Below are 18788 nucleotides of genomic sequence, written 5' to 3' on the forward strand. Positions count from 1 at the left end.
GGACGCGTTCACGCCCCTCGCGCCCCGGACGGCCTCCGCCCGCCCGGGGGCCGTCGGGGCTCCGCCCCGGCGCCGGGAACCGTGACGGAGCGTGGCTGGAAGATCGGTGAGATTACGGACCCGCGTCCTCTCCACACCGACTGTTCGGTTTGTTACTCTGCCGTGAAAGTGGCACAGAACACGCGATCCCGGTCACACCGGTGCCCTTCGTGCGTGTCCTGACTTATCCGGACCCACCGGGTTCATCTGCCTGCGGGAGGCCCCCATGTTCAACCTGTCCGTGCTTCTGGAGGACGGCGCCCGCTCGGCGCCCGAGAAGGAGTGCCTGGTCTTCGGGGACCTGCGCCTGAACTACGCCCTCACCGACATGATCGCCAACCAGGTGGCCGACCTCCTCGTCTCCCGGGGGATCAGACCCGGCGACCGGGTCGCACTCGCCAGCCCGAACGTGCCCTACTTCCCGTTCGTCTACTTCGGCGCCCTCAAGGCGGGCGCGGTGGTCGTCCCCCTGAACGTGCTCCTGACCCCCCGTGAGATCGCCTACCACCTGGAGGACTCCGGGGCCAAGGCGCTGTTCGCGTTCACCGGCACCCCGGAGCTGCCGCTGGGCACGCGCGCCTACGAGGCCTTCCAGCAGACGGACGGCTGCGACATCTACGTGGACCTCCCCGCCGTGCCCGGCGCCACCGAGTCCGCCATCGACGGCGCCGAGACCTTCTGGAAGGCGCTGGAGGGCCGGTCCGGCGAGTTCGAGAGCGTGCAGACGAGCGCCGAGGACACGGCGGTCATCATCTACACGAGCGGCACGACCGGCAAGCCCAAGGGCGCCGAGCTGAGCCACAACAACCTGATGATGAACGCCATCGGCTCGGCCAAGCTGGTGAACGCGCACCCGGAGGGCCGCGACGTCTCCCTGGTGGTCCTCCCGCTGTTCCACATCTTCGGCCAGACGGTCATGCTCAACGCCTGCCTGTACCGCCACGGGACCATGGTCCTCATGCCGCGCTTCGACGGGGGCGAGGCCCTGCGCCTCATGGAGAAGGAGGGCGTCACCGGGTTCGCCGGAGTGCCCACCATGTACTGGGGCCTGCTCAACGCGGTCCAGAGCGCCGGGGCCGGCGAGTACGACCTCGAGGGCATCGCCGCGAACATGGTCGACGCCGTCTCCGGTGGCGCCGCCCTGCCCGGCCGGCTCGCCGAGGACTTCACCAAGGTGTTCGGCGTCGGCATCAAGGAGGGCTACGGCCTGTCCGAGACCTCGCCGGTCGCCTCCTTCAACAACCCCCGGGTCAAGGCCAAGACCGGTTCGATCGGCCGCCCGGTGTGGGGTGTGGAGATGAAGCTCATCGACCCGGACTGGAACGAGGTCGTCCAGGAGGAGGACAGGGAGCCGGTCGGGGAGATCGCCGTCCGCGGCCACCTGGTGATGAAGGGCTACCACAACCGTCCCGAGGTGAACGCGGAGGTCATCCGGGACGGATGGTTCCGCACCGGCGACATCGCCCGCCGGGACGAGGAGGGCTTCTACTTCATCATCGACCGCTCGAAGGACATGATCATCCGCGGCGGGTACAACGTGTACCCGCGCGAGGTCGAGGAGGTCCTGATGACCCACGACGCGGTCAGCCTCGCCGCGGTCGTCGGCGTCCCGCACGACACCCACGGCGAGGAGGTCAAGGCGTTCGTGATCCCCAAGGAGGGCTCCGACCTCACCGCCGACGAGCTCGTCTCCTGGTCCAAGGAGCGCCTGGCGGGCTACAAGTACCCGCGCGAGGTCGAGTTCCGCACCGAGCTGCCGATGACGTCCACCGGGAAGATCCTCAAGCGCGAGCTGCGCGGCTGACACGCGCCGTCCCCGCGCGCACGCGCGGGGACGGCACGGTGGAGGTTCTGCCGACGCCTCCCCCGCCACGCGGGTGCACACGCGGGGACGCCGCTCCCCCCGGAGGGGCGCCGGGGGTTCCCGCCGTGCGGGCGCGCACGCGCGGGGACGCCCCGGCCCCGTCGCCGGCGTGCGCCCGGTGCACCCGCGCGGGCGGCTCCGCGGCCGTCGGCCCCCGGGGGCGCGGGGCCGGTCCTGTCGGGGCCGGCCCCTATCCCTTGACCGCGCCCTGGACCAGTCCCGAGACCAGGAAGCGCTGGACGAGGATGAAGAAGACCATGACCGGGAGGGTGATGAGGGTGGACGCGGCCATCACGTGCCCCCACTCGTTGGCGTACTGGCCGAAGAACTGGCGCAGGCCGACCGCCACGGTGTAGTTCTCGCTCTGGGTCATGAAGGTCAGGGCGAGCACGAACTCGTTCCAGGCCACGATGAACGAGAAGATCGCGGTCGCCACCAGGCCGGGCGCGACGAGCGGGAACAGGACCTTCCAGAACATCTGGAGCCAGGAGGCGCCGTCGATGTAGGCGGCCTCCTCCACCTCCACGGGCACGGCCGCGACGAAGCCCCGCATCATCCACACCGCCAGCGGCAGGGACAGGGCCACGTACACGATCCCCAGGCCGAGCAGGGTGTTGAGCATCTGGAGGTCGCGCACCTGGAGGAAGAGCGGGATGACCAGTGCCTCCAGCGGCACCATCTGCACGATGAGGATCATGACCAGCACGGCGGTGCGGAACCGGAAGCGGAACCGGGCCACCGCCACCGCGGCCAGCAGCGACAGCACGCACGCGCCGGCCACCGTGATGCAGGCGACCGCCAGCGAGTTGGCCATGTACGTGTCGAAGTTGCCCTCGGTCAGGACGTAGGCGAAGTTGTCCAGGGTCGGCGCGGTCGGCAGCAGCGCCCCGGTGCCCGAGGTGCTCCGGTCCGAGAACGCGCTCGTCAGCATGAAGTACACCGGGAACAGGGTGAACAGCAGCAGTGCCCCCACCGCGGCGCCCTTGGCCAGGAGCCGGCCGGAGCGGACGGCGTCGCCCCTGCGCCTGGCCCGGCGGACCCGTTCCTCCCAGTCGCGGTCGGCGGGGGCTGATGCGTGTGCGGTCGTGCCCAACGGTCCTCCTCGTCAGCGGCGCCCGTAGGGCGGGATCGGGTTGTCCGGCGGCCGGGACGGGCCGTTAGAATCCACCTCTGCCCGGTGCGGGACGCCTGTCCGGCCCCGGCGGGCGAGGAGGGGTGAGGGCCGTGTCTCCAGGATGGTCGGGACCGACGGAAGCGGTGGGGTAGCGCCGTGCACGACTCCCCGGGCCCCTCCCCCACCGAGGTCGTCATCAGCTGGATCCCGCACGACGCGCGGTTCCGTGACAGGGCGGTCCGGCACGCCCTCGCCGACACGGGCGGCCGGCTGCTGTTCGCCTACGTCGACAACCTGGTCAACCAGGACAACGACGACGGGCGCCCGCTCGACGAGTACGACCTGCGCACCATGGCCGCGGTCCGGGAGGACCTCAACCGGCGTTCCCTGGCCTCCGTGGACTGGCGCCGGGTGCGGGACAAGCTGGTCTCGGGCGTCCACTGAGCCGCGGACCCCCGCGCGCGCCCCGGGGCCGCGCCCGGTCATCTCAGCCCGTCCTCTCTGAACAGCGCCCTGAGGTAGAACACCGTGACCACCAGCAGCAGCAGGGTGAGCAGGACGGCGATGGCCGCGCCCAGCCCGTAGTCGTTGTGGCCGAAGGACCTCACGTAGGACCACACGCCGAGGTTGAGCATGTCCGAGCCGCCGACGTCGCCGCCGGGCATCAGGTAGATCTGCGCGAACACCTTGAAGTCCCAGATCGTCGACAGCACCGTGACCACGGCGAACACGGGCCGCAGTACCGGGAAGGTGACGTGCCAGAAGCGCTTCCAGGCGCCGGCCCCGTCGATCCGGGCCGCCTCGTGGAGTTCGGCGGGGACGGTGAGCAGTCCCGCCAGGACGGTGACCGCCACGAACGGGAAACCGCCGTGCACCACGTTGAGGGTGACGATGGCGTAGAAGAACAGCCGGTCGGCGAACCAGTTGTGCCCCGAGGGGTCGAGCAGGCCGAGGGAGGTCAGCGCCTGGGCGACGACTCCGTTGTCGACGTCGAAGATCCAGACCCAGACGTAGGTGCCGCTGACGGCGGGCATGGCCCAGGCGACCATGATGCAGGAGACCACGACGAGCCGGGGGACCGTGGACAGCGTCGACAGCAGCAGTGCCACGAGCGTGCCGACGACGATCGTGGTGAGGACCGCGACCACGGCGAACACGACCGTGTTCACCATGGCGACCTGCCACAGGTACGGGTCGGTCAGCAGCGCGACGTAGTTGTCCAGGCCGATGAAGTCGGACTCGCCGGACATCAGGTTGCGCAGCTTGAAGTCGCGGAAGGAGAGCCACAGGATCCGGCCGAGCGGGAACAGCAGAAGCAGCCCGATGACCGTCAGCGCGGGGGCGAGCAGCGCCCACGGGAGGAGGGTCCTCCGTGCGCGACGGCCCAGGAGCGGGGTCCGCCGCCCGGCCCCGGACCGCCTCGGGGACGGTCCGGAGGGGCGGCGGACGCCCTGCCCCGGTCCACTGGTTCCCAGCCCGACCGGTGTTCCCACTGCCTAACCCCCGTTGAGGATGCGCTCGATCTCCGCGGCGGTGTCCGCGGTGGCCTCGTCCACCGAGGCCTCGCCGTTGAGGATGGACTGCTGCATGCCGACCAGGAGCTTCTCGGCCTCGACCTGGGTCCAGGCCGGGGTCACCGGAACGCCGCGGCTCGCCTCGTTGAGCTGGACCGCGAACGGTCCCAGGATCGGGTCGGCCGACTCGGAGAACTCCTCGACCTTCGCGGTGACGCCCGGGAAGAACCCAGTCTCCTCGGACCACTGCATGGAGAACTCGTCGCCGGTGAGGTGCTGGACGTACTGCCAGGCCGCCTCCTCGTTGCCGGTGCCCTCGAAGACCGAGAGCAGGGAGCCGCCCGCGAAGGAGGGCATGTACCCCTCCTCCTGGCCGGGGAGGGTGAAGGAGTCGATCCTCCCCTCCAGCTCGGGGTTGCTCTCCAGGATGGCCTTCGGGTTGGCGCTGCCGAGGATGGCCATCGCCGCCTCCTCGTTGGCGATCGACTCCATGACCTCGATCTCGGTCCAGTTGACCGCGCCCGTGGTGGAGGTGCCGTCCTCCAGGGCGAGGCCGGTGAAGAACTCGATCCCCGCCCGGGCCTCGGGGGTGTCGATCTCCGACACCCAGGTGCCGTCCGGCTGCTCGACGGCGATCTCCCCGCCGCCGCCCCAGATCCAGGGCATGACCGAGTACTGGGCGTCACCGGGGACGGGGAAGGCGATCATGCCGTCCTCCGCCTCGGCGAGGGCCGTCGCGGTCTCGCGCAGCTCCTCCCAGTTCTCCGGCGTCTCCAGGCCGTGCTCCTCGAAGAGGTCCGAGCGGTAGACGACGGAGCGGATGGAGGCGTACCAGGGGACGCCGTACACGCCTTCGCCGAGCCGGCCCATCTCCATGAGGCCGGGGATGTACTGGTCGGTGTCGATGCCGTAGCCGGACAGGTCGTGCAGCGCCCCGGCGTCGGCGAACCCGGGGGTGAGCGTGTTGCCGAGCTCGACCACGTCGGGTGTGGTCCCTCCGGCGATGGCCGTGGAGATCTTGTTCTGGGCGTCCTGCCACGGGATGAACTCGACGTCGACCTCGACACCGGTCTCCTCGGTGAACGCGGCGTTGGCCTCCTCGAAGAACCCGGTCTCGTCGGGGTTGGTGCCCTGCATGATCCACACCGTGAGCCCGTCGGCGCCGGAGCCGTCACCGCCCCCGCCGGACCCGCACGCCGTGGCGGCCAGGACCAGCGCCACCGCGGCGGCGGGGAGTGGAACGTACTTGTGGGTTCGTCTGCGGGCCATCGGCACGCCTCCCGTTCCTTTCGAGGGTCCCCTGAGGGTTGGTAGGAAACCTACGTAAAGAACGGCCTCCAGTGAAGTAAACCACTGTGATTTGTGTCTGACCCGTTAGGGGTCGGGGCCCGGGAACCGGCTCACCGCGCGTCCCCCGGCACGCCCGGCCCCTCCGCCCCCGGCGGCCCGGCCCCGCGTGTCGTCGCCCTACTCCGACAGTCCGGTGACCTGGCGCAGGACGGACAGGAGTTCGGCGCGCTTGTAGACGGCCAGGCCGATGGCGGCGCCGAACGCGGCGAGCATGTGGACGTAGACCATGGGGTCGCCCCGGGTGAAGCGCTCGGCGGCCTCCTCCTCACCGACCGAGTGGGCCTCCCACGCGGTGGCGACCGCGAACTCCAGTTCGGGCGGGAGCATCTCGGCGACGGTACGGGCGACGGCCTCGCGGGAGTCGGCGGGCTTCCACACCACGCCGGTCTGCTGCACCCTGCGGCCGAGGAACGCGGCGACGACCTTCAGTTCCGACAGGACCTCGTCCACGTCGTCGGCGGCGCGCGGGACGACCGCGTCGAGCGCCTCCCGGTCCCGGTCCGCGTAGGCCTCGATCAGCTCGATCGCGGTCCGCCGGACGCGGTCCGGCGTCTCCTGCGGCTGTGTGCGGCCGTCGCGGGGATCGTGGGATGGTCCGGAGAATGACTCTGAGGACACGGTGGTGGTCCCTTCTGGGTGGTGGGGCTCGGGTCCATGATGCCGCGAACGGGTCCCGGCGGAGCCCCGGACAGGCCGGGATCCCCTTCCGGCGAACAGGGGCCGACGGGCCCCTGGCAGCGCGGGCCCCGGGGCGCCGGGGCCCGCGCCGGCGTCAGAACACCGGGCGCAGGGGCATGTGGGAGGCGGTGCCGTCCAGTTTCACCCCGAGGATCTGGTGCAGCTGCACCACGTCCCTCTCGAACCCCAGCACCGACCCCGCCATGTAGAGCCGCCAGACCCGGGCCGTGCCCTCGCCGACCTCGGCGACCGCCTCGTCCCAGTTGCGTTCCAGGTTGGCGCCCCAGTGGCGGAGGGTGAGCGCGTAGTGCTCGCGCAGGTTCTCCTGGTGGCGGATCTCGAAGCCCGCGTCGTTCATCGCGGTCTGGATCCGGCCCGCCCCCTCCAGCTCCCCGTCGGGGAACACGTACCGGTTGATGACGCCGCCGGTGTCCATCGGCCTGAGGTTGTTGCGCGGCCGGGTGATGGAGTGGTTGAGCAGCCGTCCCCCGGGGACCAGCTTGGCGTACAGGGAGGCGAAGTAGGCGTCCAGGTTCCTGGCGCCGATGTGCTCGGTCAGCCCGATGGAGCTGATCCGGTCGTAGCTGCCGTCGGGGACGTCGCGGTAGTCCATGTGCCGGACCTCGGCGAGCTCCGACAGCCCCTCCTGGGCGATCTTCTTGCCCGCCCACTCGGCCTGCTCCTTGGACAGGGTGACGCCGAGCGCGCGGACCCCGTGCTCCCGGGCGGCGTGCATGACCATGCCGCCCCAGCCGCAGCCCACGTCGAGCAGGCGCATGCCCGGCTCCAGGCCGAGCTTGCGCGAGACCAGTGCGTACTTGCGGAACTGGGCGCTCTCCAGCGCGCCGTCCTCCTCCCCCACCCTGTCCAGGGCTCCGTCCGCGTCGTCGAAGACCGCGCAGGTGTAGGTCATGGACGGGCCCAGCACCAGTTCGTAGAACGCGTTGGAGACGTCGTAGTGGTGGTGGATGGCCTCGGCGTCCCGCTGCTTGGAGTGGCGCCAGCCCCGTGTCGCCAGACGGCCGCGGGTCATCTCCTCCGGCGGCGGGGCCACCCTGCTGACGAACTTGACCCAGCCCACGGAGCGGACGATCTCGGCGAGGTCGCGGGCGGACACGTTGATCCCCTCGGCGAAGGCGAAGTCCGCCATGTGTCTGAGGGCGGTGTACATGTCGCCCTCCAGCTCCAGGTGGCCGGAGACGTACGCGCGGGTCAGCCCGAGCCCGTTCGGGGACTGGGCCAGGTAGTTGACGGCGACCGGTGTCCGCACGTGCAGGGCGACGCCGCTGTTCGGGTCGCCTGCGCTGCTGCCGTCGTAGGCGGTGAACCGGAGGGGCGCGTCAGGTCCGACGACGCGCTCGAAGATCTCGGCAAGACGCATGCTCTCTGTCCTTACCTCTCTCGGAGGCGGTCCGTCCCCGCGGACCGCGCCCCTGTGGTGTCAGCGGTTGCGCACGCACTTGGCGTACAGGTCCAGCAGCCGCCCCCCGGGGTCGTACGCCTCCTTGAGCGCGGAGTACGCGGGACCGTTGTAGAGCCGCCGGAACTCGTCCTCGCCGTAGAAGGAGTCCGAGTACAGGGACTTGTGTCCGCCCAGGTCGGCGACGCGCTCCTCGACGAGCCGGTTGTGGTGGGCGCGGCGCTGGTTCGGTTTCATGTCGACGAGCCCCCAGAAGCCGAAGTTCACGTAGAGGCGGCCGTCCTCCAGGGGGTAGAGCGGCCAGATGTGCTCGCCCTCCCCCAGTTCGGGCCGCCGGGGCTCGCGGAGCCGGAGGGGGCACATCCAGACCGGGGACATGCCGATCTCGGAGTGGAAGAAGTCCAGGAACTCGGCCCCCCGCTCGACGCCGACCTCGACGTCCTGGATCAGGGGTTCCTGGGGGCGCTTGCCCCGGTAGTGGGTGAGGAGCCGGAAGAAGTCGGTCCGCCGGTCCCAGGCGACCAGCCTGCGGTACACGTCGGAGCGCTTCAGGGAGCGCGGCCACAGGGGGCGCACGAGCGGGTGCTGGGCGCCGAAGGCGCGCGAGCACCAGAACCAGTCGGTGTCCCAGCGCCACAAATAGTCGTGGAGGGTGAGGTAGTCGCCCGGGCCGCGGCCCGCGTGGCGCCGGATGGACCGGTAGTAGATGTCGTTCCCGGTGTAGTCGCTGGTCCAGGGCGCCTGGTCGGTGAAGCGGGCCAGGGTGAGGTACAGCTCGCCGGGCCCGAAGGCCACCCCGTCCACGAAGTCGACCGGCTGGCCCTCGTGCTCCAGGTCCTCGCAGATCCGGGCGAGCGCGTCCATGGCCTCGGCGGCTCCGTGGAAGCGCAGGTGGCGCAGGTGCACGTAGGGGGACGCGGGTTCGAGCTCGATGCGCAGGCGCAGGCCGTAGCCGAGCGTGCCGTAGGAGTTGGGGAAGCCGTGGAACAGGTCGCTGTGCTCGTTGTCCCGGGTGGCGGTGACGACGTCGCCCGCGGCGGTGAGGATCTCCATCTCCTGGACGCCCTCGTGCGGGAGGCCGTTGCGGAAGGAGGAGGACTCGATCCCCATGCCGGTGACGGCGCCCCCCAGGGTGATGGTGCGCAGTTGGGGGACGACGGTCGGCATCAGCCCGTGCGGGAGGGTCGCCGCGACGAGGTCCTCGTAGGTGGTCATGCCGCCGACGTCGGCGAGGCGCTCGACCGGGTCGATGGCGATGACGCCGGTGAAGCCGGAGGCGTCCAGGGCCGGGGCGGAGGAGGGCTCCCGGAACCGGAACAGGTTGGAGGTGGGTTTGGCCAGCCGGACCGGCGCGTCCTGCGGAAGCGCCCGGTAGTCGCGGCGGATCCGCTGGACCGCCGCTATGTGCTCGGCGAACCCCGTCCGCCGTCCGGCCGCGGTACCGCTGCCCGTTCCCTGCTGTTGAGGAGTCATCCCAGTTCCCGTTCCGGTGTCGGCGACGCACAGTGTGGGTCGGATCGGCCCTGGCCGCCGAGAGCGGCTGGGATGGGCCGATCTCCTCAGTTCTACCTACCGGTAACGGTCTTGTGCCACCCCATTTGTATCGTGTCTTCCCAGAAGTCCGTCTACCTGGGGTGTTGTCCGGGTCACGTGTTCTTCGGCGTCCCTGAGCCGGTGTGGGCGGCCGGAGGCGGGCACGACGTAGGATCTGGGTTCGTGCGTATCGCTCTCGTAGACTCCGGCATCGGCATGCTCTCGACCGCGGCGGCCCTGCACGCCGCCAGGCCGGACGCCGACCTGTTCCTGGCGATGGATCCGGACCACATGCCCTGGGGGCGGCGGACCCCGGACGAGGTGATCGCCCGCGCCCTGGCCGGGGCCCGCGCGGCGTCGGGCGCCGCGGGCGGCCGGGGACTGGACGCGGTGGTCGTACCGTGCAACACGGCCTCGGTCCACGGCCTGGCCGAGCTCCGCGCCGAGTTCGAGCCGGACGTGCCGGTGATCGGTACGGTCCCCGCGATCAAACCCGCGGCCGCGGGCGGAGGCCCCATCGCCGTGTGGTCCACCGTGGCGACCACCCGCAGCGCCTACCAGCGCCGGCTGATCGAGACCTTCGCGGGCGGCGTGGACGTGACCCCGGTCGCCTGCGTCGGGCTCGCCGAGGCCGTGGAGTCGGCGGATCCCCGGCGCATCGCCGACGCCGTCGCCTACGCCGCCGACCTCACACCGGGGGACGTGCGCGGCGTCGTGCTGGGCTGCACCCACTACGACCTCGTGGGCGAGCGGATCTCCGCCGCGCTGGGCGGCCGGGCCGAACTCTTCACCGCGGCCGGGGCCGTGGCCGCGCAGACACTGCGGCGCGTCGCCGACGCGGCCGCCCGGCCCGCCCTCGCGGACGACGGCCGCAACCGTACCGGCCTGGTGCGGGTGCTGGCCAGCGGGCGGCCCGCCCGGCTGCCCTCCTCCGCCCTCGCCTACCCGGCCGGGCGCGCGATCGCCGGGGCCCAGCCCGCCGCGGCCGGGGTCGCAGGGGGGTCGGCGCCCGCCTGAGCTCCGCGCCGCGGGTCCTCCTCGGCGGCGCCCGGGGCCGGTCCGTGGGGTCCTTCGGCCGGTCGGCGCTCGTGCCGGCCACCGCGAGCGGTCGCGGGGCCGCCCCCCGCAGGACGGGCGGCGAAGGCCGGCCCGGGTCCGGCCGTTGGCGCGCGGCCGGCCCCGCGCGAGGCGGACCGGCGCGCGCGGGCCCGGAACGACCCGCGGAACACGTCCTAGAAGGCCGCCCCGGGGGCGGTGGCCAGGACCGGGGGTTCCGCGCCCGGACCGAACCCGGCCTCCGCGTCGGGACCGCTGTTGAGGGCGCCGGCGGCGAGGGTGCGCACCAGGTTGCGCACGCCGGCGGTGTCGTTGTCGTGGAGCAGCGTCTCCAGGAGGGACAGCGCCGCCCGCTGGTCACCGGGCTGTTCGCGCACGTGCCTCCACTGCGGCTCGGTGGCGGCGTCCGACAGCATGAGGGTGCGCCCGACCTGGCCGAGCGCGCTGAGGAGCGGCGTGTCGTGGGGGATGCTCTCCAGGGCCGCGTTGACCTGCTCGGCCTGGAACTCGGGATCGACCTGCTCCGAGGGCTGCGCACGCAGGAACGCGAGGATCTGCTCCGCGGGCGCCGCCGGGGCGACCGGGGGGATCCCGCCGATCATCGTGCGGGCCTCGACCAGGTCCCCCAGGATCTCGTCGGTGCGGCCCAGCTCCCCGATCAGCCTCTCCGCGCGCTGGGCGGAGCAGGTCGCCACCCAGCGGGCTCCGCGGCCGGCGGCCAGGCGGGCGGCGGCCAGGGCCAGCTCCGCGCCGCGGCGGGGCGCCCCGACCCTCTCGAAGTAGCGGGACCACGTGGTCACCCGGACCCCGAGCCGCCAGTCGTTGCGGACGGCTCCCTGGCAGACGAGGTTCTCGACGGCCTCCACCCAGGCGAGTCGCAGGCTCGGGTGGGCCTCCGCCTCCTCGACCGTCGGGAGCGGGGCGATGGCCTCGCGGGGCGCGCACTGGCCGAGCCTGGTGAGCCAGGAGAGGAGCCGCGCCCGCTCGAAGCGGATGCGGCGGCGCAGGGCGTCGCGGCGCGGGTTCGCCGCGTCCAGGGCGAGCTCCGCCTCCATCCGGTCGAGGACCTCCAGGGCCTGCGTGTGCTTGTCCTGGTGGCGCAGCGCCCGCACGAGGGTGAAGACGCCGTCGGCGCCGAGCACGGCCGGCCCGGTGGCGGTGTGCTCGTAGCGCCGCAGCTCCGTCTCCGCCCGGTCGGCCAGGTCCTCGTCGATCAGCAGGTTGACGCGGGCCAGGGTCAGGGCGGGCCAGGCCGGGGTGCGCTCCCAGCCGGCCAGGCTGCGGGTGGACAGCAGGTCGCGCCGCAGGTCGGTGGTCCCCCGGGCGTCCACGTTCGCGTGGCAGCGCACGAGCGTCTCCTGGAGGGACACCGGCAGCGGGCCGTGCTCGTGCGGCGCCGGCTCGTCGGCGGCGGCCGCTGTCACCTGGGCCAGGGCCCGCCTGCCCTCGGCGAGCACCCCGACCCGCACGGCCAGGGGCCAGTGCGCGAGGAAGAACAGGGTCGGCGGCCCGAAGACCCCCGGCACCGCGGCCTGCGCGCCCCCCGCCTCGGCGACGAGCCGGCGCGCGGTGCGCATCGCCGACCTGGCCACGGCCTCCACCCGGACCGCGTCCCCCGCCTCGCAGAGCACGGGCAGCGCCGTGACCCCGTCCGCCAGCTCGTCCTGCCCCGCCGCCCTGAGCCGGCGGGAGGTCTCCCCTGCCCACGTCCACATCGGCATGCTCTTCTCCCCCTGATGGTGCCGCGTGAGAACAGAACGTAGCAGCGTGGTGACAGGACTGTCCGGAAAACGCGTGAGACCGGTGCCGGGCGGGGCCCGCACGCCCGATCCGTGTCGTTTGGGCCGGATAGACTCTGGGGCACCGCGGCCCCGGGGGGACCGGACAGGGCCCCCGCTCCGCACACCACCCGCAGCAGTACCTGAGGGGACATGAGCGCCGATGGGATGGCGAGACCGCTTCGGACTCCGCAAGGCCAACCGCAAGGGCAAGGCCCGTTTCGACCGGGCCTCCGAGGATTCGGACATCAAGGCGCTGATCGAGTTCTCGAAGAGCAGGGTGGGAGTGGAGTTCTTCGTCGAGCCCGAAACGTTCGCCACCCGGACCACGGCCGTCGCCGTGGCCACCGACGGCGAGTGGATCCGGCGCCGCTGCGGCTCCCCCGAGGTGATCCGCAAGGTCGCCCGTGACCTGGCCGTCCCCGCCTACGACGTGCAGATCGTCGGTTACCCCCAGCGCATGCGCGACTGGAGCGCGCGCAACAAGCGCGGTCTGACGATGGACGAGTAGCGCCGGCCCGGTGGTGGAGGACCCGCCACACCGACACACCGGGGAGGACGTGTCCGAAACCCTCTACCCGGTCATTTTGGGCATTGATGACGAGGCCTTGCCGCGACTTCCTCTCCGAACGGGTTCCCTAACGGGCTCCGTTCGTCGCATACTCGCCTGGGAGGGGGGACTCTGATGAAGCAGGATCTCACGGCCCTGTGTTGCGAATGCGGCATGATGCGCGAGGTGAGCGACTACCAGAGTGTGGGCGAGGCCCAGTCGGCCTACGGACTGGCCCGCTGCGTCGTCTGGCGCAAGTGCCGCACCTGCGGCTACCGCACCTACCACGCCTATCTGCGCACCGACGAGGACCGCGACGAGCTGGAGGACGCCCTCAGGCTGGACGGCGCCCTCGCGGCGGAGGCCCTCGACGAGGAGATGGAGCAGCTGCGGCTGTGCGGGATCGAGGTCGGCCACGCCCCCGTCCCCGCCATCTGGGACGGCCAGTCGGTCGGCATGGTCACCCAGCGGCTGACCGACCACGCCTACTCCATCGTCCTGGACCCCGAGTCGTCCGTGGTCTCACGCCTGAAGCTCATCGACATGATGTGGAACGAGCTCCTGGTCGGCGAGCACGACGACCGCTGGTTCATCCAGGAGTCCGAGGACGACGAGTCCCCCGCGTACGCGGTCCGCCTCTTCGGCTACCGCACCCGGGGCTGACCGGACCGGCCCCACCGCCGGACCGCGCAACGGCCCCGTCGCGACGCGCGGCGGCCGGGCGCCCGGCCGCCGCGCGTCGCGGCGGGCAGGCACGGTCGGCGGCCCTCAGCCCGCGGCCGGCTCGGGTGCGTCCCGCCGGGACAGCCGGCGCAGCGCCGACCGGGCCACCTCGGGGTCCGTGGTGCCCCAGTAGGGCGGCAGCGAGGCGCGCAGGAAGCCGCCGTAGCGGGCGGTGGCCAGACGCGGGTCCAGGACCGCGATGACCCCGCGGTCGTCGGTGGAGCGCAGCAGCCGGCCGGTGCCCTGGGCGAGCAGCAGCGCGGCGTGGGTGGCCGCCACCGACAGGAACCCGTTGCCGCCGTGCGCGGCCACGGCCCGCTGGCGGGCGGAGGCGAGGGGGTCGTCCGGACGGGGGAACGGGATGCGGTCCACAATCACCAGCGACAGGGAGGGGCCCGGCACGTCCACGCCCTGCCACAGCGACAGGGTGCCGAACAGGCAGGACCGCTCGTCCTCGGCGAACCGCCGGACCAGCTGGCCGGTGGAGTCCTCCCCCTGGCACAGGATCGGCTGGTCGAGCCGGTCCCTGAGCTCGTCGCCGGCCTGCTGGGCGGCCCGCATGGAGGAGAAGAGGCCCAGGGCCCGACCGTCGGCGGCCTCGATGAGCTCGGCGATCTCGTCGAGGTAGGAGGGGGCGAGCCCGTCGCGCCCGGGCGGCGGCAGGTGGGTGGCCACGTACAGGATGCCGCTGCGGGCGTGCTCGAAGGGCGACCCGACGTCCAGCGCTCGCCAGCGGGGCTCCCCCGCCGCGCGGTGGGGGCCGTCGTCGTCCTCGTCCGGGCCGGCGGCCGCGGCGTCCCCGTCACCGGTCTGCGCCCGCGTCGCCCCGGGGGCGCCCGCGGCGGCCCGCTCCGCGGCCTCCCGGGTGACCTCGCGGCCCAGGCCCCACTGGTTGGCCAGGGAGGTGAAGGAACCGCCGAGGGTGAGGGTGGCCGAGGTCAGCACGACGGTCCGGTCCCCGAAGAGCTTCTCCCGCAGCAGCCCGCCGACGGCGAGCGGGGCGACGTTGAGGGCGGGCTGGCGGCCCGGGGCCCTGGTGAGCCACACGACCTCGGTGCGGTCGCGCAGGGCGGGTTCGTAGGACTCCAGCACGCGTACGGCGGTCTCGCGCACCTCTTCGAGCGCGGCCAGGGCCAGGCGGCGGTCGCTGGCGCCGTCGGGGTCGAGCTCGCCGGGCGAGGGCCCGATGGCGGTGACGCAGGCGGAGGCGGCGTCGCGGGTGGCCGCGACCGCGTTGGCCAGGGCGTCGTCGATGTGGTCCAGGCGGCCGTCGGGCGACTCGGTGAACATCAGGGCGAGCCCGTCGGCGCACTCCGTGAGGCGCTCGCTGATACCGGGCTCGACCAGGCGGGCGGCGCGCTTGGCCGCGGTGTTGACGACGCGCTCGCTCAGGCTGCCGGTGGACACGGAGGTCGCCCGGTCCACGAGCTCGTGCGCCTCGTCGATCATGATCGTGTCGTGCTCGGGCAGGATGTGCCGGCCCTGCGCCATGTCGATGGAGAGCATGGCGTGGTTGGTGACCACCACGTCCACGCCCTGGGTGGCCTCGCGTGCGAACTCCGCGAAGCACTCCTGCCCGAAGGGGCAGATCCGGGCCCCCATGCACTCGTTGGCGCCCACGGACACCTGCCGCCAGGCGAGGTCGCTGACGCCGGGGACGAGTTCGTCGCGGTCGCCGGTGACGGTCTCCTCCGCCCACTCGTGCAGGCGGGCCACCTGGCGGCCGAGGGAGGAGAGCTGCCGGGGGTCGAACAGCTCGGCGTCCTCCGCGTCCTCGTCCGCGGTCTGGAGCCGGTTGCGGCACAGGTAGTTGCGGCGGCCCTTCAGCACGGCGAACGTGGGCTCGCGCGACAGCAGCGGGGACAGCGCCCCGGCCAGGCGCGGCAGGTCCCGGTCGATGAGCTGGTTCTGGAGGGCGATGGTGGCGGTGGAGACCACCACGGTGTTCTTCCGGTCCATCGCGTGTCTGACCGCGGGTACCAGGTACGCCAGGGACTTGCCGGTGCCGGTGCCGGCCTGGACCACCAGGTGCTCGCGTTGGTCGACCGCCGCGGCCACGGCGTCGGCCATGGTCGTCTGGCCCTCGCGGCGGCTGCCGCCGAGAGCGGTGACGGCGGCGTCGAGCAGGGTCGCAACGTCGGGAAGATCTGCCACGGATCGACAGTACCGGGCCGTGGGGACAGGACGGGCTCCGTCCACAGGCGGGATCGGCCGGGCCCTCCGGGGCCCGGCCGACCGGTCCGGCGGACGTCAGGCGAGGCCGCGGGCGAGCCTCTCCAGGGCGTCCAGCGACTGGGCCAGCCCTTCCTCCATGCCCGAGCTGACCATGCCGTCGCGGTCCTCGACGGTCTGGAACACGGAGATCGCCCGGTAGAGGGTGCGGCCGTCCTTCTCCTCCAGCATGTGGGTGTCCATCGCCACGTGGCCCGGCATCCCCTCGAACTCGAAGGTCTGCACGATGCGCTCGGGGGCGACCACGTCGTGGAAGACCCCGTGGAAGGCGTACTCCTCGCCGCCGGCGGCCTTCTCGACGAACCGCCAGGTGCCGCCGGGACGCGCCTCGGCCCGGTCGACGACCGTGTCGGTCTCGTCCAGCCCCCACCACCGGGCCAGGTGCTCCGGTTCGGTCATGGCCTTGAACACCACGTCCCTGGGCGCGTCGAAGGTGCGGGTGACGACGATGTCCTGGCGACCGGGCTCGACGGTCACGGTGAGGTCACTCATGGGTCTTCTCTCCCTCGGTGCTGCGGTCTCCGGCTCCCTGCGCATCCTGGATGCGGCGGATCTCCTCGTCCAGCCGGTCGAAGCGCTCCTCCCACTGGTCGTGGTAGCGCCCGATCCACACCGACGCCTGCTCCAGGGGCGCGGTCTCCAGTCGGCAGGGGCGCCACTGCGCGTCCCGTCCTCGGCTGACCAGGCCGGCCCTCTCCAGGACCTTCAGGTGTCTGGACACCGCCTGGAGGCTGATGGGGAACGGCTCCGCCAGGTCGTTGACGGTCGCCTCGCCCTCCGCGAGCCGCGCCAGCAGCGCCCGGCGGGTCGGATCCGCCAGCGCCGCGAACGTGAGGCTCAGGGGGTCACTCGCCATCTGCGCATTCAACTTTCTCGTTGATCAACCGATATGTTGATTATGACTCAGGCCACACCCCGGGTCAAGAGGTGGGGAGAGCCCCGGAGGGCCGCCGAGCGGCAGGAACCGCCCCCAAGGGGGTGCCTCGGGGGGTTCGGGGGTCTCCCCCCGGCAGGCATGACGAAGACGACCCTGCGAGGAGGCCGAAGGCCCCCGAGCAGGGTCGTCCCAGAGAATGCGGGACAGCAAGACCTGTGCACAGGAAAACGTCGCGACAGGCAGACTCCCCCGTCGGCAGGCCCGGCACCGCCGCCCCACCGATCACCACTACCCCAGCCACAGGGGGTCACCCCGGGGGGTTCGGGGGTCTCCCCGGGGGGTTCGGGGGTCTCCCCCCGGCAGGCATGACGAAGACGACCCTGCGAGGAGGCCGAAGGCCTCCGAGCAGGGTCGTCCCAGAGTCGCGTGGAGCTATGGGGATTCGAACCCCAGACCTCCTCCATGCCATGGAGGCGCGCTACCAACTGCGCCATAGCCCCGTGTGCCGTGCGGCAACGGTTCGATTCTATCGGACGCGGAAGGGTGGGGTGAACATGCGAGGTGTCGGGCGGCCCACACGGCGCGTCACGGGGGCGTGCACGGCCTCCGATTCCCGGAGCACCCCACCACCCCGGGAATCGGGCACGCGCGGAAGGGGGTCGGGCCCCGGCTCCCGGGCATGATGGCGCCATGAACGACGAACGGAACCCGGTGGAGGTCCTGACCCGATGGGAGGACCACGGCGCCGTGTGGCGCGTGGTGGACCGCTCCCCCTCCCGGGTGACGGTGGCCCTGTGCAGGTGCGACGGGGGCGAGGAGGTGGACCGCCTGGTCTCCGACGATCCGGCCCTCCTCGCCTTCGTCGACGAACGGGTCAGGACTCCGCGATCTCCCTGATCCGGTCCAGCCTGTTCTCCCAGGCCGCTCCGACGCGCTGGAGGTCGCGGCCGAGCTCGCTGAGCCGTGAGCCGATCGGCCGGTGCACGACCTCCCGGCCGCGCCGTTCCGACTCCACCAGCCCCACGGAGCGCAGCACGTCCAGGTGCTTGACGACGGCCTGCCGGCTCACGGGCAGCTCGCCGGCCAGCGCCGAGGCGGAGGCGGGTTCGCGAGCCAGGCTCACGAGGATGCTCCAGCGGGTCTCGTCGCCCAGCGCGGCGAAGACGGTGGCGTTCACGGAGCCACCGCTCCCGAGAGGTGCGCCGTCAGGGCGGCGAGCCCCCCGGCCCATCCCTCCTCCTCCCGCGCGACGTTGTCGGAGACCGTCCCGAAGCGCGGGTGCAGGGTGTCGAAGCCGCTCTGGGAGACCGTGAGCAGCGAGCCGCCCCCCGACTTCCTCACCGTCATCGTCACCAGCGTGCCGACACCCTCACCGGGGTCGGTGTCCGGCTCGGCGGCGATCCGGTAGGCGAACTCCGAGGGCTCGTCCACCGCGACGACCCTTCCCCGGAAGGTGCCGTGCTCGTCCCGGCGCAGCTCCATGGGGGCGCCCGGCACGGCCTCGAATTCCGCCCCGCCGAAGGCGTACCAGGCCGCGGAGTGCTCGGGCCGGGTCAGCACCGGCCAGAGCCGTTCGGGCGCCACCCCGACGTGGACGGAGCGCTCGACGGTCGAGGCGTCCAGGAAGGAGCGCGCGGCGCCGAGCTCCTCCTCCCAGCCCCGGGTGTTCTCCTCGACGCGCCGGCGCCGCGCGGCCTCCGTGCCGCCCAGCGAGGAGAATCCGCTCTCGGCCACCCGCAGGGTCACGCCGCCCGCCTCGAGTTCCTCGATCCAGAACTCGACCAGGGTCGACCCGCCTTCCTCGCCGCCCAGCCAGCGGAACGCCGCGTAGCCGGGCGGGTCGAGCCTCTCGGTGCGTATGCGGGAGTCGCCGTGGACCGGGTCGCGCACGACGCTGACGTCGCCGTCCTGCTCGATCACGTGGTCGACGACCGCTCCGTCGTTGATGAACCATCCCGGGCGTGACACCAGCTCCCAGACGCGGCGCGCCGACGCCGCGATGTCCACCTCTCGTTCGATCCGGTCCGAAATCCCGTCCATGACACCCTCCCTCGTCGCAT

18 protein-coding genes and 1 tRNA gene are annotated in these 18788 nt (G+C 72.4%); 6 read left to right on the forward strand and 13 right to left on the reverse strand.

Annotated features, from left to right (window positions below; all coding sequences use genetic code 11):
- The first annotated feature begins 265 nt into the window (after positions 1 to 265).
- Positions 266 to 1843, forward strand: coding sequence for a long-chain fatty acid--CoA ligase (locus ACIRPH_RS23100; protein WP_402917569.1), 1578 nt, complete (start codon positions 266 to 268; stop codon positions 1841 to 1843).
- 250 nt (positions 1844 to 2093) lie between these two features.
- Here ACIRPH_RS23100 and ACIRPH_RS23105 read toward each other — a convergent pair whose 3' ends face one another.
- Complete coding sequence (locus tag ACIRPH_RS23105; RefSeq protein WP_402917572.1) at positions 2094 to 2996, reverse strand: carbohydrate ABC transporter permease; 903 nt, start codon at positions 2994 to 2996, stop codon at positions 2094 to 2096.
- Between the two features lie 177 nt (positions 2997 to 3173).
- On the opposite strand from ACIRPH_RS23105, the gene ACIRPH_RS23110 reads away from it, so the two are divergent.
- Entirely contained in the window at positions 3174 to 3461 is a 288-nt protein-coding gene (locus tag ACIRPH_RS23110; protein ID WP_402917573.1) for a hypothetical protein, read from the forward strand.
- A gap of 38 nt (positions 3462 to 3499) precedes the next feature.
- Here the strand turns inward: ACIRPH_RS23110 and ACIRPH_RS23115 are convergent, their stop codons facing one another.
- The 5 genes from ACIRPH_RS23115 to ACIRPH_RS23135 form a co-directional block, all read right to left on the reverse strand.
- Positions 3500 to 4405: a carbohydrate ABC transporter permease gene (locus tag ACIRPH_RS23115; protein ID WP_402917835.1), complete on the reverse strand. Its 906-nt coding sequence runs from the start codon at positions 4403 to 4405 to the stop codon at positions 3500 to 3502.
- Between the two features lie 108 nt (positions 4406 to 4513).
- On the reverse strand, positions 4514 to 5800 hold the full coding sequence (locus tag ACIRPH_RS23120) for a sugar ABC transporter substrate-binding protein (RefSeq protein ID WP_402917576.1): 1287 nt from the start codon (positions 5798 to 5800) through the stop codon (positions 4514 to 4516).
- Positions 5801 to 5998: 198 nt separating this feature from the next.
- Positions 5999 to 6499, reverse strand: coding sequence for a hypothetical protein (locus tag ACIRPH_RS23125; protein WP_402917578.1), 501 nt, complete (start codon positions 6497 to 6499; stop codon positions 5999 to 6001).
- A 154-nt stretch (positions 6500 to 6653) separates the two neighbouring features.
- Positions 6654 to 7940, reverse strand: coding sequence for a class I SAM-dependent methyltransferase (locus ACIRPH_RS23130; protein WP_402917581.1), 1287 nt, complete (start codon positions 7938 to 7940; stop codon positions 6654 to 6656).
- A gap of 60 nt (positions 7941 to 8000) precedes the next feature.
- Positions 8001 to 9452: an FAD-binding oxidoreductase gene (locus ACIRPH_RS23135; protein ID WP_402917584.1), complete on the reverse strand. Its 1452-nt coding sequence runs from the start codon at positions 9450 to 9452 to the stop codon at positions 8001 to 8003.
- Between the two features lie 243 nt (positions 9453 to 9695).
- On the opposite strand from ACIRPH_RS23135, the gene ACIRPH_RS23140 reads away from it, so the two are divergent.
- Positions 9696 to 10529: a glutamate racemase gene (locus ACIRPH_RS23140; RefSeq protein ID WP_402917586.1), complete on the forward strand. Its 834-nt coding sequence runs from the start codon at positions 9696 to 9698 to the stop codon at positions 10527 to 10529.
- A 215-nt stretch (positions 10530 to 10744) separates the two neighbouring features.
- Here ACIRPH_RS23140 and ACIRPH_RS23145 read toward each other — a convergent pair whose 3' ends face one another.
- Positions 10745 to 12289 (reverse strand): hypothetical protein, encoded by a 1545-nt coding sequence (locus tag ACIRPH_RS23145; protein WP_402917588.1) that lies wholly within the window; start codon positions 12287 to 12289, stop codon positions 10745 to 10747.
- A 220-nt stretch (positions 12290 to 12509) separates the two neighbouring features.
- Between ACIRPH_RS23145 and ACIRPH_RS23150 the strand changes: the two genes are divergently transcribed.
- Complete coding sequence (locus ACIRPH_RS23150; protein WP_402917591.1) at positions 12510 to 12857, forward strand: hypothetical protein; 348 nt, start codon at positions 12510 to 12512, stop codon at positions 12855 to 12857.
- A gap of 174 nt (positions 12858 to 13031) precedes the next feature.
- Complete coding sequence (locus ACIRPH_RS23155; protein ID WP_402917594.1) at positions 13032 to 13559, forward strand: DUF6315 family protein; 528 nt, start codon at positions 13032 to 13034, stop codon at positions 13557 to 13559.
- Positions 13560 to 13664: 105 nt separating this feature from the next.
- Here ACIRPH_RS23155 and ACIRPH_RS23160 read toward each other — a convergent pair whose 3' ends face one another.
- The 4 genes from ACIRPH_RS23160 to ACIRPH_RS23175 form a co-directional block, all read right to left on the reverse strand.
- Positions 13665 to 15773, reverse strand: coding sequence for an ATP-dependent DNA helicase (locus ACIRPH_RS23160; RefSeq protein WP_402917597.1), 2109 nt, complete (start codon positions 15771 to 15773; stop codon positions 13665 to 13667).
- Between the two features lie 96 nt (positions 15774 to 15869).
- A complete protein-coding gene (locus tag ACIRPH_RS23165; RefSeq protein ID WP_402917600.1) occupies positions 15870 to 16343 on the reverse strand; it encodes an SRPBCC family protein in 474 nt (157 codons plus the stop codon).
- Positions 16336 to 16707, reverse strand: coding sequence for an ArsR/SmtB family transcription factor (locus ACIRPH_RS23170; RefSeq protein ID WP_402917603.1), 372 nt, complete (start codon positions 16705 to 16707; stop codon positions 16336 to 16338). The genes ACIRPH_RS23165 and ACIRPH_RS23170 overlap by 8 nt, the downstream gene beginning before the upstream one ends.
- 448 nt (positions 16708 to 17155) lie before the next feature.
- Positions 17156 to 17228 (reverse strand) — tRNA-Ala (locus ACIRPH_RS23175).
- A gap of 190 nt (positions 17229 to 17418) precedes the next feature.
- Here ACIRPH_RS23175 and ACIRPH_RS23180 point away from each other — a divergent pair.
- Complete coding sequence (locus ACIRPH_RS23180; protein WP_402917605.1) at positions 17419 to 17625, forward strand: hypothetical protein; 207 nt, start codon at positions 17419 to 17421, stop codon at positions 17623 to 17625.
- Here ACIRPH_RS23180 and ACIRPH_RS23185 read toward each other — a convergent pair.
- Together ACIRPH_RS23185 and ACIRPH_RS23190 are read right to left on the reverse strand one after the other, a co-directional pair.
- Positions 17603 to 17905: an ArsR/SmtB family transcription factor gene (locus ACIRPH_RS23185; protein WP_402917608.1), complete on the reverse strand. Its 303-nt coding sequence runs from the start codon at positions 17903 to 17905 to the stop codon at positions 17603 to 17605. The genes ACIRPH_RS23180 and ACIRPH_RS23185 overlap by 23 nt on opposite strands.
- Positions 17902 to 18768 carry an SRPBCC domain-containing protein gene (locus ACIRPH_RS23190; protein ID WP_402917611.1) on the reverse strand — a complete coding sequence of 289 codons (867 nt, stop codon included), beginning with the start codon at positions 18766 to 18768 and terminating at the stop codon, positions 17902 to 17904. Before ACIRPH_RS23190 ends, ACIRPH_RS23185 begins: the two co-directional genes overlap by 4 nt.
- Positions 18769 to 18788: the final 20 nt, after the last annotated feature.

Source organism: Nocardiopsis sp. NPDC101807, from assembly GCF_044766605.1.
Lineage (GTDB): Bacteria > Actinomycetota > Actinomycetes > Streptosporangiales > Streptosporangiaceae > Nocardiopsis > Nocardiopsis tropica.